We start from the raw sequence: 15204 nt of genomic DNA on the forward strand, positions 1-15204 counted from the left end.
GACGCAACCGTGATGACAACTCCCCCCAAAAAAAGCCGGATCGATGATCCGGCCTTTGTTCTCAAATGACCTTGGGGCGATCAGGCCGCCGCCTTCTTCGGCGCGAATCGGCCGTAGAAGGTTTCGCCCTTCGCCGCCATCTCCTCGAGCAGCTTCGGCGGCGTGAAGCGCGAGCCGTATTTCGCTTCCAGCTTGTGGCAGAGCTCGACGAACTTCTTCGTGCCCATGAAGTCGATGTAGGACAGCGTGCCGCCGGTGAACGGCGCGAAGCCGAAGCCGAGGATCGAGCCGACATCCGCTTCGCGCGGATCGGTGATGACGTGATCCTCCACCGTGCGCGCGGCCTCGACCGCCTGCACCACCAGGAAGCGCTGCTTCAGCTCCTCGACGTCGAGCGTGTCGGGGTCGAGCTGCTTCGGCTGCAACGCGGAGAGGCCCGGCCACAGGCTCTTCTGACCCTTGCCCTTCTCGGGATAGTCGTAGAAGCCCTTGCTGTTCTTGCGGCCGAGACGGCCCTGCTTCTCGACCATCTCCACCATCAGCTTCTTCTGATCGGGGTTGATGGCGTTCGGGCCGAGGTCGGCTTCCGTCGCCTTCATGATCTTGAGGCCGAGGTCGAGCGCGACTTCGTCCGACAGCGAGAGCGGGCCGACCGGCATGCCGGCCATCTTGGCGCAGTTCTCGATCATCGCCGGCGGCACGCCTTCCAGGAACATCTCGTTGCCTTCGGCGACGTAGCGGCCGACGCAGCGGTTGGCGAAGAAGCCGCGACTGTCGTTGACGACGATCGGCGTCTTGCCGATCTGCCGGACATAGTCGAGCGCAGTGGCGAGCGCGACGTCGCCTGTGTTCTTGCCGAGGATGATCTCGACCAGCATCATCTTCTCGACCGGCGAGAAGAAGTGGATGCCGACGAACTTGCCCTGGTCCTTGAAGGCTTCCGCAAGCGAGGTGATCGGCAGCGTCGAGGTGTTCGACGCGAAGACCACGTCCGGCCTCAGATATTCCTGCGCCTTGGCAAAGGTCTCCGCCTTGACCTTGCGGTCCTCGAACACGGCCTCGATGACGAGGTCGACGTCCTTCAGCGCCGCGTAGTCCGCGGTCGGCGTGATGCGCGCGAGCAGAGCTTCGGCATCCGTGGGCTTGGCCCGGCCCTTCTTGATCTGCTCCTCGATCACCTTCTGCGCATGCGCCTTGCCCTTGTCGGCGCTCTCCTGGTCGCGGTCGATCAGGACGACGTCGAGGCCGGCACGCGCGGAGACGTAGCCGACGCTCGCCCCCATGAAGCCGGCGCCGATCACGGCGATCTTCTTCACCTTGGTTGCGGGCACGTCCTTCGGACGACGCGCGCCCTTGTTGAGCTCCTGCATCGACAGGAACAGGCTGCGGATCATCGCGGCCGCTTCCTTGGAGCGCAGCACCGAGGTGAAGTAGCGCGACTCCACGCGCAGCGCGGCGTCGATCGGCAACTGCAGGCCTTCATAGACGCAGCTCATGATCGCGCGCGCGGCCGGATAATTGTCGTAGGTCTCGCGGCGATAGATCGCGTTGCCGGCCGGGAACATCATCATGCCGGCCTTGGAGAACACCGGGCCGCCGGGCAGCTTGAAGCCCTTCTCGTCCCAGGGCGCGACGGCCTTGCCGCCGCCCTTGATCCAGTCCTTCGCGGCCTTGATGAGATCGGCGGCCGGAACGATGGCGTGGATCAGATTCAGCGCCTTGGCCTTGTCGATCGTGACCGGATCGCCCTTGAGCAGGATGGTCATCGCGTCCTGCGGCGGCACCAGGCGCGGCACGCGCTGCGTGCCGCCGGCGCCGGGGAACAGGCCGACCTTGACCTCGGGCAGGCCGAGGCGCGTCTTGGGATTCTCAGCCGCCACACGGTAGTGACAGCACAGCGTGATCTCGAAGCCGCCACCGAGCGCGAGGCCGTTGATCGCGGCCGCCCACGGCTTGCCGGAGGTTTCGATCGAGCGCAGCACCTGCGAGAAGCGCCGGCTCTGGTCGAACAGCATCTGGTTCGCCGCCGTCTCGCCCTGCTCCTTGAAGACTTTTGCGTAGGCCTGGTTCATGCCCTCGAGCATGGACAGGTCGGCGCCGGCGCAGAACGCCTCCTTGGCCGAGGTGATGACGACGCCCTTCACCGCGGCGTCAGCCGTGGTCGCCTTGACGATCGCGTCGAGCTCGTTGGTCGAGGTCTCGTCGAGCACGTTCATCGAACGGCCCGGGATGTCCCAGGTGACGAGCGCGATGCCGTCGGCGTCGGTCTCAACCTTGAAATTCTTGTAAGCCATGTTGGTTGCTCCCCTTCGCCTTAGACGCGCTCGATGATGGTGGCGGTGCCCATGCCGCCGCCGATGCACAGCGTCACCAGGGCGGTGGACTTGTTGGTGCGCTCGAGCTCGTCGAGCACGGTGCCGAGGATCATCGCGCCGGTCGCGCCAAGCGGATGGCCGAGTGCGATCGCGCCGCCATTGACGTTGATCTTGGCGTTGTCGATGTCGAAGGCCTGGATGTAGCGCAGCACCACCGAGGCAAAGGCCTCGTTGAGCTCGAACAGGTCGATGTCCGTCTTCTTCATGCCGGAGCGCGCGAACAGCTTTTCGGTGACGTCGACCGGACCGGTCAGCATCATCGCGGGCTCTGAGCCGATGTTCGCGAATGCACGGATTTTTGCCCGCGGCTTCAGGCCGTATTTGCTGCCCGCCTCCTTGCTGCCGAGCAGCACGGCGCCGGCGCCGTCGACGATGCCCGAGGAGTTGCCGGCGTGGTGCACGTAGTTGACGCGCTCGATCTCCGGATGCGACTGCACCGCGACGCCGTCGAAACCGCCCATCTGCGCCATCATCGTGAACGAGGGCTGCAGCTGCGCCAGCGACTGCATCGTCGTCGAGGGACGCATATGCTCGTCCTTGGCAAGGATGGTGAGGCCGTTGATGTCCTTCACCGGCACGACCGACCTGTTGAAACGGCCCTCGTCCCAGGCCTTGCCGGCACGCTGCTGGCTCTGCACCGCGTAAGCGTCGACGTCATCGCGGGAGAAACCGTACTTCGTCGCGATCAGATCGGCCGAGACGCCCTGCGGCATGAAATAGGCGGGCACCGCCATCGACGGATCCATCGGCCAGGCGCCGCCGGAGGCGCCGATGCCGACGCGGCTCATCGATTCGGCACCGCCGCCGATGACGAGATCATGCTGGCCGCTCATCACCTGGGCAGCGGCAAAGTTCACGGCATCCAAGCCGGAGGCGCAGAAGCGGCTGATCTGCACGCCGGGCACGGCTTCGCCGAGGCCCGCCTTCAGCGCGGCGAAACGCGCGATGTCGCTGCCTGCTTCACCGACGGGATCGACCACGCCGAGCACGACGTCGTCGACGCAATCTTCCGGCAGGTTGTTGCGGTCCTTCAGCGCCTTCAACGGCACCGTGGCGAGCGCCAGCGCGGTGACTTCGTGCAGCGCGCCGTCCGCCTTGCCGCGGCCGCGCGGGGTTCGGACGTGATCGTAGATATAGGCATCTGCCATGGGAGCCTCCTGATTGCAGCTATTGGTTACGACCGCGACGCGGCCGGGATTTTGGGTGAAGCGAAAATATTCAGAACGCTTCTGCCGGCAGTTCCATGATGGTGGCGCAGCCCGACTGGATGCGCGCGAGATTGGCCGCGGTCTCCGGCAACATCCGCTCCATGAAGAAGCGGCCGGTGACGAGCTTGGTCGAGAGATAGGGCGTCGCCCCGCTCTCGGCAATCTTGGCATTCGTCACCTTGGCCATCTTCGCCCACATGTAGCCGAGCGCGACGAAGCCGAAGAGATGCAGGTAATCGGTTGCGGCAGCACCCGCATTGTCCGGCTTCATCATCGCGTTCTGCATCAGCCAGGTGGTGGCCTGCTGGAGATGGCCGAGCGAAGCCGAGAGCGGGGTGATGAAGGGTTTCAGCGCCTCGTCGCCGCCGTTCTCCTTGGCGAAGGCCATGACCTCGCCGAAGAAGGCCATGATGGCGCGGCCGCCGTCGCGCGGCAGCTTGCGGCCGACGAGGTCGAGCGCCTGAATGCCGTTGGCGCCTTCGTAGATCATGGCGATGCGGGCATCGCGCACGAACTGCTCCATGCCCTGCTCGGCGATGTAGCCGTGACCGCCATACATCTGCTGCGCCTGCACCGCGTTGGCGAAGCCGTAATCGGTGAGGAAGCCCTTCAGCACCGGCGTCATCAGGCCCATGTGGTCGTCGGCGGCCTGGCGGTCCTTGGGATCCTCCGAGCGATGAGCGACGTCGCTCTTCAGCGCGGTCCAGATCACGAAGGCGCGCGCGGCCTCGTTGAAGGCGCGGATCGAGAGCAGCGTGCGGCGCACGTCGGGATGCACGATGATCGGATCGGCCGGCTTGTCCGGCGCCTTGGTGCCGGTCAGCGAACGGCCCTGGATGCGCTCGCGGGCATAGGCGACGGCGTTCTGATAGGCGACCTCGGACTGCGCGAGCCCCTGCACGGCGACGCCGAGGCGGGCCTCGTTCATCATCACGAACATGCCCTGCATGCCCTTGTTCTCTTCGCCGATCAGCCAGCCGGTGGCGCTGTCGTAGTTCATCACGCAGGTGGAATTGCCGTGGATGCCCATCTTGTGCTCGATCGAGCCGCAGACCACGCCGTTGCGTGCGCCGACCGAACCGTCGGCATTCACCAGGAATTTCGGCACCACGAACAGCGAGACGCCCTTGATGCCGCTAGGCGCGCCCTCGATGCGGGCGAGCACGAGGTGGATGATGTTGTCGGCAAGATCGTGCTCACCAGCGGAGATGAATATCTTGGTGCCGGTGATCTTGAAGCTGCCGTCGGCCTGCCGCACCGCCTTGGTGCGGAGCATGCCGAGATCGGTGCCGCAATGCGGCTCGGTCAGGTTCATGGTGCCGGTCCATTCACCCGCCACCATCTTCGGCACGTAGGTCTGCTTCTGCTCGGGCGAGCCGTGCACGATCAGCGCCGCGGTGGCGCCCATGGTCAGGCCGCCATACATCGAGAACGCCATGTTGGCGGAGATCTGGAATTCGTTGACGGCCTGGGAGAGCGTCACCGGCAGGCCCTGCCCGCCGAACTCGGTCGGAGCCGACAGGCCAAGCCAGCCGCCCTCGGCGACCTGCTTGAAAGCGTCCTTGAAGCCCTTCGGCGTGGTGACGCTGCCGTCATCGGCGCGCTTGCAGCCTTCGAGATCGCCCACACGATTCAGCGGCTGGAGCACCTCCTCGGCGAGCTTGGCGGCTTCGCCCAGGATCGCCTCGCGCACGTCGCTGGACGCATCCGAGAAGCCGGGCAGATTGTCGTAACGATCGATCTGGAAGACGTCGTTGAGCAGGAAATTCACGTCTTCGACGGGGGCTTTATAGATCGGCATGGTGGTCTCCCGGCATGGCCGTTGAAGTGGTGGGATTCGCTATGATTGGGCGGCAAGCTGCTCCGCCATCAGGCGGTGCAGCATGTTGATGGCCTTGAGCGGACGCACCATCACCTTGAAATTCGTGATGCGTCCCTCGGGATCGAAGCTGATGATGTCGACGCCGTTGATCTCGATGCCGTCGATCACATTCTTGAATTCGAGCACGGCGCCGCTCTCGCTTCGCCACTCGCCGACATAGGTGAAGCCGGGACCGCCGAGGACCTTCTCGGCGCTCGACAGATATTTGAAGGTGATGTCGCGGCCGCGCTGGGGCGAATGCACCACAGGGCTTTCGAAGACCGCATCGGGATGGAGCAGGTCCCAGAGCGCTTTGCGGTCATGAGACTTCATGTAGCCGTACCAGGAGTCGAGGCCGGTCATTCTCAGGTGCCTCCCTAAAGGCCTGGGCAAAAAAAGCGAAAACAACCCCATGCACAGTAGCGAAGAGGTTGATTTTGCTGGATCTTCGGGGTGGGTCTTGTGGCCCGCTCCGAAGCCGTCCCATATGCACATTGACGCATATGCGCAGATGCGCATAAAGTCAAGCTGGTTGGTCAAGATCGAAGACGAAGGAGGGCAGTCATGGCACTGGGCGACGCAATCCTCGCATGCCTGACGGAACGTCCGATGACGGGTTACGAGCTCGCCAAGACGTTCGATTCCTCGATTGGCTTCTTCTGGAAGGCCGACCACCAGCAGATCTATCGCGAGCTCTCCAAGCTGCGCGACCGCGGCTACATCCAGGGCCGCGAGGTCGTGCAAACGGGCAAGCCCAACAAACTGATTTATACGCTGACTCCCGAGGGCCGAACAGCGCTGCGGCACTGGGCCGCGCGGCCGAGCACGCCGCCCTCGATCAAGGACGACCTCCTGGTGCGGCTGCATGCGCTCGACAGCATCGACATCGAGCCGATGCGCACCGATCTGATGGCCCGGCTGGAGCACCACCGCGACCGGCACGAGAATTACGAGCGGATCCTCAAGAAGCGTTTTCCGGACGGCACGGCGGAGGGCCGGCTCGATCTCGGCAACCTGCTCCTGCTTCGCCTCGGCGCCCGCCACGAGCAGATGGTCGCCGATTTTTGCGAAGAGGCACTCGCGGCGCTGTCGACGATGAGCGGCAAAGGCACGGTGGTCCCGCTGGAAGACGGCAAGCGCGAGGGGAAGGGCTGAGGGGCTGGCCCGACTCGACCTTTCGCCATCTCCTCCGCCGTCATCGCCCGCGAAGGCGGGCGATCCAGTACGCCGCGGCGTCTCTCTTCCAGCCGCGCTGCCTCGGCGTACTGGATGCCCCGCCTGCGCGGGGCATGACACCGGTTATTTGGCGACCGGATGAGCGCCACAACGACTCCCCCGGTTCCCCGCGCCCAACTTTAAGACATCGGCAACGCGTTCCTTAACCCGTTATTTACCGTAACAGGAAAAAGTCGGTTTTCGAGGCAGACGACCCGCGCCAAATCCGATTGTCTTTACAACCGGCACGCGTGGGGAGGCTGGAGGTGCCGGGTGGGGCGCCGGAGTCGGAACCGGACAGAGTCATGAATTCGCGCGTATCGTGGAGTGTTGACGGCATCGATCCCTCCGTCCGGGAGCGGGCCGAAGCTGCTGCGCGCAGAGCCGGCATGTCACTCAACGATTGGCTGAACTCCACGCTCGGCGAAACTGCCCCGCCAAACTTTCGCGGACCTTATGAGCAGCGTCCGCAACACATGCCGAACCACGTACCGAGTCCGGAGAGCCGCGAAGTCGCCGACATCCACCAGCGGCTCGACGCGATCACCCAGCAGATCGAACGGATTTCAAAGCCCACCCCGCGCCAGGACTCTTCACGACAAGAGGTCTCGCGCGAGCAGGGCGTCGCACGCCAGCTCAACGATGCGATCTCGCGGCTCGACGCGCGCCTGTCGCAAATCTCCAAGCCGCAGCAGCTTCAACCGCAGCCTCCGCGGCCCGCACCCGCCGAGACGCGCCAGCGCCAGGCCGATGCGGTCGAGCGCGCGGCCGCACAGGTCTATCGCAGCTCGCCGCCGCTGAGCCCCGCCTCGTTCGACGTCGCCGTTGCCGAGATCACGGCGCGGCAGAGCGAGCTCGACGGCTTTACGCCCAGGCAGATGCCGCCGCGCGCCGCGCCGTCGATTGCATCCACGGCAGCTCCCTACGCCCCGCCCATGGCGCCGCCCCCGCCTGCCTACGCTCCGCCGCCACCGCAGCCGGATTTCTCGTCGCTCGAGCGCCATTTGCTCAAGATCACGAGCCAGATCGAATCGCTCCAGCGCCCTGACAATACCGAGCAGGCGATCAACGCTTTCCGCAGCGAGCTTGCGGAGATCCGCCACGCCATCACCGAGGCGATGCCGCGCCGCGCGATCGAGTCGATCGAAAACGAAATCCGCTCGCTGCACCGTCGCATCGACGAGACCCGCTCGTCCGGCACCGACGGCCAGGTTCTGTCAGGCATCGAGCACGCGCTGTCCGACATCAAGCAGGTGCTGCGCACGCTGACGCCGGCCGAGCAGCTCACCGGCTATGACGAGGCAATCCGCAATCTCGGCGCCAAGCTCGATCTGATCCTGCGCGCTAATGACGATCCGTCCACGGTGCGCCAGCTCGAAGGCGCGATCTCGGCGCTGCGCGGCATCGTCTCCAACGTCGCCTCCAACGAAGCGCTGGCACGGCTTTCCGAGGACGTGCAGCTGTTGTCGTCCAAGGTCGACCAGATCACCCGCTCCTCCGGCCCGGGCGACAGCTTTGCCGTGCTCGAGCAGCGCATCGCGGCGCTCACCGCCGCGCTGGAGACGCGCGAGCGGACCCAGCCTGCCGAGAGCACCGAACATCTGGAAGCCGCGATCCGTGCGCTGTCGGATCGTTTCGACCGCATGCAGGTCGGCAACGATTCGGCTTCGACCTTTGCGCATCTCGAACAGCGCGTCTCCCATCTGCTGGAGCGGATCGAAGCCGCCTCCGATCCGCGCAACGGCAATCTGAGCCGCGTCGAGGACGGGCTGCACGACATCCTGCGCCACCTGGAACGCCAGCAGGCGACCTATTCCGCGCTCGCCGAGAGCCGCAATTCGGCGCCGGCCTCCGATTCCGGCATGGTCGATCTCGTCAAGCGCGAGCTCTCCGACATCCGCTTCAGCCAGGCCGAGACCAACCGCAGCACCCAGGACTCGCTCGAAGCCGTCCACAGCGCGCTCGGCCACGTCGTCGATCGCCTCTCGATGATCGAGGGCGATCTGCGCGCGGTGCGCACCGCGCCGCCGGCCCCTGTACCGCAGCCGATGCCGATGCCGATGGCTGCGCCCATGGAGCCCGCGCCGATGGCGCGCGAATCTCGGCCGCAGCAACAGCAGCCGAAATACGATCCGAAGCCTGAGCTGCCGAATCCGGCCGCCATGCAACAACCGGCGCATTCTGCCTTCGTGGCCGCACCGCGCGAATTCCACGCCGCCGCGGCACCTGCCGCTCCGCCGCCGGTCCCGATGGCGCCGACGGCGCCGCAAGCCGCACCACCCTTGCCGCCGCGCGCGATCAGCGAAATCCTGGAGCCGCATACCGCGCCCGCGCGCGGTGCGCTCGCGCCGGAATTGCCGCCGGACCATCCACTCGAGCCCGGCACGCGGCCGGGCGGGCGCGTCGCCACGCCGTCGGAACGCATTGCCGCCTCCGAAAGCGCGATCAGCGGAATTCCCACTGCTCCGAAGGAGCCGGTGTCGTCGTCGAGCTTCATCGCGGCCGCGCGCCGCGCTGCCCAGGCCGCCGCCGCGCAGCCGCCCGAGAAGCCGGCCCGTGGCGCCAAGGCCGCAATCGCCCGCGCCAAGGACAAGGGCCAGGAAGGCGCCTCGACCATCACCTCGAAGATCCGCTCGCTGCTGGTCGGCGCGAGCGTCGTCGTGATCGTGCTCGGCACCTTCAAGATGGCGATGAACCTGCTCGATGGTGGCAGTACGCCGCCGGCGCCGCAGGCGATGGAGAATACGTCCAGCCAGCCCGCGCCGCAGGCCCCGCCGCCCGTTGAGAACAAGCCGGCTGCGCCGGAACAGGTCACGCCGTCGATGACCTCGCCGACGCCGATCGGAAAGCAGTCGCAGAACAATGCCGCGCCGGCGCCCACACCCAATTCCGGCAGCTCGGCCTCGGTCGAAATCCCGCCCGCTCCTGCTCCCGTGCCGCCTGCCGCCAGCGACGTCACCGGCGCGCTCTCGGGCGCCAGCCGCGCGCGGCTCGGCCTCGTCCAGGTGCCGCCGAGCGAAAAGCTGCCTGACGGTATCGGCGGCCCGGCCTTGCGCACCGCCGCGATGAAGGGCGATGCGACCGCCGCCTACGAGATCGGCGTGCGCTTTGCCGAAGGCAAGGGCGTCGCTGCAAACTACGACGAAGCTGCGAAATGGTACGACCGCGCGGCGCAGGCCGGCGTGGTGCCCGCAACCTTCCGCCTCGGCACCCTCTACGAAAAGGGCCTCGGGGTGAAGAAGGACGCCGACATCGCCCGCCGCTACTACACGCAGGCCGCCGAGCGCGGCAGCGCCAAGGCGATGCACAATCTCGCGGTGCTCGATGCCGACGGCGGCGGACGCGGTGCCAATTACAATCGCGCGGCGCAGTGGTTCCGGAAAGCGGCCGACCGCGGCGTCGCCGACAGCCAGTTCAATCTCGGCATCCTCTATGCCCGCGGCATTGGCGTCGAGCAGAACCTCGCCGAGTCCTACAAATGGTTCAGCCTCGCAGCCGCCCAGGGCGATGCGGACGCGGCGGGCAAGCGCGACGATGTGGCGAAGCGCCTCGACCCGCAATCGCTCGCCGCCGCCAAGCTCGCGATCCAGACCTTCAGCGCCGAACCGCAGCCCGACGACGCCGTCAACGTCCCGGCCCCGAACGGCGGCTGGGACAGCGCGCCGCAGGCGAACGCCAAGCCCGCGCCGAAACCGGTCGCGACCAAGCGCTCGGCGTCCGCGGCGCACTGAGCGGTTGAGTACGCTTTCTCCTCTTGTCGTCGCCCGGCTTGACCGGGCGACCCAGTATTCCAGAGACGCCGGTTGGATGCGGAGAAGCTGCGGCGTACTGGATGCCCCGGTCAAGCCGGGGCATGACGGCGGAGAATGTGGCGAAATCCTCCGCTCGCAGCGAAGCAGTGATCTGATCCCTCTTAGGCCATTGGCAGCGCCCAAGATTCCTGATCCCTCCGCCGGCGAATTCGGCTATTGAGGGACGCGGCAATCGTTCCGATCTTCCCGCGAGCATTCCGCGCTAGTCGATCCGTCTCGCCGGTGCGTGGTTCAATGCAACTCTATCTCCCGATCGCCGATCTTCCGGTCAACGTCTTCCTGGTGCTGGCGATGGGCGCGGCGGTTGGCTTCGTCTCCGGCATGTTCGGGATCGGCGGCGGCTTCCTGATGACGCCGCTGCTGATCTTCATCGGCATCACGCCGGCGGTCGCGGTCGCCTCTGTGGCGAGCCACATCGCGGCCTCCTCCTTTTCCGGCGCGATCTCCTACTGGCGGCGGCGCGCGATCGATCCGACGCTGGCGAGCGTGCTGCTCTGCGGCGGCGTAACCGGCACCGCGCTGGGGGTATGGACCTTCACGCAGCTTCGCGCGCTCGGCCAGCTCGACCTGATGATCGCACTGTCCTATGTCGTGCTGCTCACCACCGTCGGCAGCCTGATGTTCTCCGAAGGCCTGCGCGCCCTGATGCGGACCCGGCGCGGCGCGGTGCCGCCGCGGCGCACGCACAGCTGGATCCATGGTCTGCCGCTGAAGATGCGGTTCAAGCGCTCGAAGATTTATCTCTCGGTGATCCCCGTGGTGATCGTCGGCATCATGATCGGCTTTATCGGCGCCATCATGGGCATCGGCGGCGGCTTCATCCTGGTGCCGATCATGATCTACCTGCTGCGGGTGCCGACCTCGACGGTGATCGGGACCTCGATGGTCCTGACCGTGGCCACCATGCTGCTCGCGACCATGCTGCATGCGGTGACCAATCACCTCGTCGATGCCGTGCTGGCGCTGATCCTGATGGTCGGCGGCGTCACCGGCGCGCAGTTCGGGGCGCGTGCCGGCCAGAAGATCCGCGGCGAGCAGCTGCGGTTGCTGCTAGGCCTGTTGATCCTCTCGGTCGGCGTCCGCTTTGTGATCGAGCTGGTGATCCGGCCGGAGGATCTCTTCACCATCCGTGAGCTGGGGGTGAGCGGATGATGCGCGCGCTTCTCGCAGTCGTGCTCGTTCTGTTGCTCGGCAGCGCCGCGCGGGCCGAGCGGCTGATCGTGTCGGTCTCCAACCACCGCGTCACGGTGACGCCGAATTATTCCGGCGAGGAGCTGGTGCTGTTCGGTTCGGTCGAGAAGGACGCCACGACGCCCGCGGATCGCACGTCTTACGACCTCGTGGTCACCGTGATGGGCCCGCGCGCCGACATGGTGACACGGCGCAAGGAGCGCACTTTCGGCATCTGGATCAACACCGACTACCGGCAGTTCCTGCAGGTGCCGAGCTATCTGGCGCTGTTCGCCAACCGCCCGTTCGAGGTCATCACTTCGCCCGACATCGCGCGGCGGCAGCAGATCGGGCTGAACAACGTGCTGCTGACCCAGCGAGTCAGCGGCGATTATGCCGACGTGGTGCCGAACGACGCATTCCGCTCCGCCTTCATCCGCCTGCGCACCCAGCGCGGCCTCTACCGCGAGGATACGAGCGCCGTGACGTTCCTGACACCGACGCTGTTCCGCACCGGCATTCCGCTGCCGGCGGAGGTGCCGATCGGCACCTACGAGGTCGAGATCAAGCTGTTCGCGAACGGCGCGTTCATCGGCAAGACCGAGACCGCCTTCGAGATCGTCAAGGTCGGTTTCGAACAGTTCGTCGCGACCACCGCGCGACAGAACGGCCTGATCTACGGCCTCGCCACCGCGGCCATGGCGCTGATGACGGGGTGGATGGCGTCGATCGTTTTCCGGAAGGATTGAGGTAACGCCACCTCCCCTCTCGTCGTCGCCCGGCTTGACCGGGCGACCCAGTATTCCAGAGGCCGGCGTTAAGGAGTTCGCTCTCACAACAACCGCCGCGGCGTACTGGATGCCCCGCCTTCGCGGGGCATGACAATTGAGACTACGGCGCCTCCACCACCGTCGGCACTCCCGGCTCCAGCAATCGCAATCGCGTCCCGAAGCCGAGCACGTCGAACGTCTTGCGCAGATCCTCGCCGTCCTGGCGGAAATGCGCCCAGCCTTCGGTATGCAGCGGCACGATCACCGCATCGGGAAAGGCGCGTGCGGTCTCGATGGTGTCGTTGGTGTCCATGGTGAGATGAAACGGCCCGCGCGTCTGCGCAGCGCCCGCGAACGGCAGCACCACGCGGCATTTGAAACGCCGCGCGACCTCGGCAACACCGTCGAACCAGGTGGTGTCGCCGCTGATATAGACCGCGCTTGTGTCCTTGCGGTTTGAGGACACCACGAAACCGATGACATCGCCCGACAGCGGCTCGATGCCGGCCGGACCGTGGCGCGCTGGTGTCGCGGTGATCGTCAGTGAATTGCCGTCACGATCCTTCACATGCGAGGTCGCCCAAGGCGCAAGGCCTTCGGCATGGCCGCCGAGGCGCCTGGCGCCGGCCTCTGTCGTCAGCACGCGCTTCGCATGTTTGAGAAACTCGCGGCCGGAATTATCGAGATTGTCCGAATGCTGGTCGTGGCTGAGCAGGACCGCATCGACCGGGCCGATCGCATCTGCGGTCAGCGCGGGGCCGATCGTCTTCTCCAGCTTCACATGCGGCAATTGATAGGCGCCCGGCGCATCGAAGGTCGGGTCGGTGAGGAGACGGAAGCCGTCGATCTCGATCAACGCAGTGGGGCCGCCGATCAGGGTGATGGAGATGGGCATGAATAACTCCTTCTACGACACAGGCTTCGCGGCCGGCCGCGTCACCAGATAAATACCGAGTGCGACCGGGATGATGCCGAGCAGATCGCGGGCCTCGACATGCTCGCCGAGCACGAGGAAGGCGAACAGCATGCCGAGCGGCGGCATCAGGAAATGATAGGCGCTGGCAGCGGTGGCGCCACACACTTTCAGGAGATGAAACCAGAGCCAGTAGGCGAGGATGGAGCCGCCGAGCACGAGGAAGGCGAAGGCGCCGACCAGGCTTGGGGTGAAATCGATCGCGTGGACGTCGGCGAAGGTGAGCGCAACCGGGGTCAGCACGATGCCGGCGGCGAGGTTCTGCACGCCGTTGCCGATCCACAGGGACCCCTTCGGCGCGAGCACTTTGAACATGACAGTGCCGGCGACGATGGAGGCGAGCGAGGCCAGCGTGAAGACGATGCCGTGCAGCGAATCGGTGCCGACCGACAGGCGATGCCAGACGATCGCCATCACGCCGACGACGCCGAGCAAAAGACCGCTCGCCTTGCGCCAGGTCATGCCTTCGCCAAGCAGCAATGCGGCGAGCGCCGCGGTGAACACCGGATTGGCGGACACGATCAGGCCGCCGAGCCCGGCGGAGACCGATTGCAGGCCCGTATAGCCGAGCCCGAGATAGAGCGCATTGTTGGCAATGCCGAGCACGGCGAAGATCGCGACATCGCGCCAGGACAATGACCAGTCGTCGCCGCGGATCAGCGTCGCACCGAGGATCAAGATGCCGGCGAGCGAGAAGCGCGCGGCGAGCAGGATCAGCGGCGGGCAATGGGTGACGCCGATCTTGCCGGCGACGAAGGCATAGCTCCAGAGCAGGCAGAACAGTCCGATAGCGAGTGGTAGCGTGTTGAAGCGGCTGCGGGGAACGGGAATCGAGGGGGCGAGCGACATGGGGGCATTCTCCTGAGCCCTCGATCTAGGGAGACCGCTTGTCATTTGGAAATTAAATGATTAACTTCCAATCAGTGGATTTTCGAATGGAGGCGCCCATGCTCGATCTCGAGCTTCTGCGCAGCTTCGTCTCGGTCGTGGAGGCCGGTGGCTTCACCCGCGCCGGCGAGCGCGTCCACCGCACGCAGTCGACCGTCAGCCAGCAGATCAAGCGGCTGGAGGAGGATGTCGGCCAGGTCCTCCTGCACCGGGACGGCAAGGACGTGCGCCCGACCGAGGCCGGCGAGCGGCTGCTGTCCTATGCGCGGCGGCTGCTATCGCTTGCGGAAGAGGCGCGCGACGTGCTGAGCCAGCCCGACAGCGAAGGCGCGATCCGGCTCGGCATTCCCGAGGATTTTGCGGCCTATCGCCTGGCGAAATTGCTGGCGACGTTCTCGCGCTCGCATCCCGGCCTGCGGCTCGACGTTCGCGCCGACCAGAGCAAGAACCTCGCCCGCGATCTCGAACGCGGCGAACTTGATCTGGCGCTTTACAAGCGCGAGGCCGGCGAGAAGGGCGCCATCGCGGTGTGGCCGGAGCGGGTGCACTGGGTCACCAGCAAGAGCCATCCGATCGATGCGGGCACACCGTCGGTGCCGCTGATCGGCTTTCCACTGGGCTGCCTCTATCGCGCCGGCGCCATCCACGCGCTGGAGAGCGCCGGCCGCACCTGGCACATGGCCTACACGTCGTCGAGCCTCGCCGGCATCCAGGCCGCGGTCGCCGCCGGCATGGGGCTGAGCATCCTGTCCGAAATGTCGATCCAAGCCGATCATCGGGTGCTGACCGCAAAGGACGGCTTTGCGCCGATCAACAAGACCGAGGTGGCGCTGATGGCCGCGCCGGATGCGAGCCCGGCGACGCTGCGGCTCGCCGATCGGCTCGCGGAGTTCTGCGATAACGTGCAGGCGAAGGCGGCCTAGGTATCGCAA

At 66.0% G+C, this 15204-nt stretch carries 11 protein-coding genes; 5 read left to right on the forward strand and 6 right to left on the reverse strand.

Going from position 1 to position 15204, the window contains the following annotated elements:
• Positions 1-80: 80 nt before the first annotated feature.
• The 4 genes from XI08_RS44265 to XI08_RS44280 form a co-directional block, all read right to left on the reverse strand.
• Positions 81-2294, reverse strand: a complete 2214-nt coding sequence (locus XI08_RS44265; RefSeq protein WP_271579254.1) for an FAD-dependent oxidoreductase — start codon at positions 2292-2294, stop codon at positions 81-83.
• A gap of 20 nt (positions 2295-2314) precedes the next feature.
• A complete protein-coding gene (locus XI08_RS44270) occupies positions 2315-3523 on the reverse strand; it encodes an acetyl-CoA C-acetyltransferase (protein ID WP_271579255.1) in 1209 nt (402 codons plus the stop codon).
• Between the two features lie 70 nt (positions 3524-3593).
• Entirely contained in the window at positions 3594-5384 is a 1791-nt protein-coding gene (locus tag XI08_RS44275; protein WP_271579256.1) for an acyl-CoA dehydrogenase C-terminal domain-containing protein, read from the reverse strand.
• Between the two features lie 39 nt (positions 5385-5423).
• The gene (locus XI08_RS44280; RefSeq protein ID WP_271579257.1) at positions 5424-5807 is read right to left on the reverse strand and encodes a nuclear transport factor 2 family protein; all 384 of its coding nucleotides are present in this window, start codon (positions 5805-5807) and stop codon (positions 5424-5426) included.
• Positions 5808-6008: 201 nt separating this feature from the next.
• Here XI08_RS44280 and XI08_RS44285 point away from each other — a divergent pair, with 201 nt between their 5' ends.
• The 4 genes from XI08_RS44285 (at position 6009) to XI08_RS44300 (ending at position 12390) form a co-directional block, all read left to right on the forward strand.
• Entirely contained in the window at positions 6009-6599 is a 591-nt protein-coding gene (locus XI08_RS44285) for a PadR family transcriptional regulator (RefSeq protein WP_027542372.1), read from the forward strand.
• Positions 6600-6964: 365 nt separating this feature from the next.
• Complete coding sequence (locus tag XI08_RS44290) at positions 6965-10390, forward strand: SEL1-like repeat protein (protein WP_271579258.1); 3426 nt, start codon at positions 6965-6967, stop codon at positions 10388-10390.
• A 315-nt stretch (positions 10391-10705) separates the two neighbouring features.
• Entirely contained in the window at positions 10706-11623 is a 918-nt protein-coding gene (locus XI08_RS44295; protein ID WP_271579259.1) for a sulfite exporter TauE/SafE family protein, read from the forward strand.
• Positions 11620-12390 carry a TIGR02186 family protein gene (locus XI08_RS44300; RefSeq protein ID WP_271579260.1) on the forward strand — a complete coding sequence of 257 codons (771 nt, stop codon included), beginning with the start codon at positions 11620-11622 and terminating at the stop codon, positions 12388-12390. Before XI08_RS44295 ends, XI08_RS44300 begins: the two co-directional genes overlap by 4 nt.
• Positions 12391-12532: 142 nt before the next feature.
• Here XI08_RS44300 and XI08_RS44305 read toward each other — a convergent pair whose 3' ends face one another.
• The gene (locus XI08_RS44305; protein WP_271579261.1) at positions 12533-13306 is read right to left on the reverse strand and encodes an MBL fold metallo-hydrolase; all 774 of its coding nucleotides are present in this window, start codon (positions 13304-13306) and stop codon (positions 12533-12535) included.
• A gap of 12 nt (positions 13307-13318) precedes the next feature.
• Complete coding sequence (locus XI08_RS44310; RefSeq protein WP_271579262.1) at positions 13319-14233, reverse strand: DMT family transporter; 915 nt, start codon at positions 14231-14233, stop codon at positions 13319-13321.
• A 98-nt stretch (positions 14234-14331) separates the two neighbouring features.
• On the opposite strand from XI08_RS44310, the gene XI08_RS44315 reads away from it, so the two are divergent.
• Entirely contained in the window at positions 14332-15195 is an 864-nt protein-coding gene (locus tag XI08_RS44315; protein ID WP_271579263.1) for a LysR family transcriptional regulator, read from the forward strand.
• Positions 15196-15204 lie beyond the last annotated feature (9 nt).

It is taken from the genome of Bradyrhizobium sp. CCBAU 11361 (genome assembly GCF_028128935.1).
In the GTDB taxonomy this organism is placed as follows: Bacteria; Pseudomonadota; Alphaproteobacteria; order Rhizobiales; family Xanthobacteraceae; genus Bradyrhizobium; species Bradyrhizobium niftali.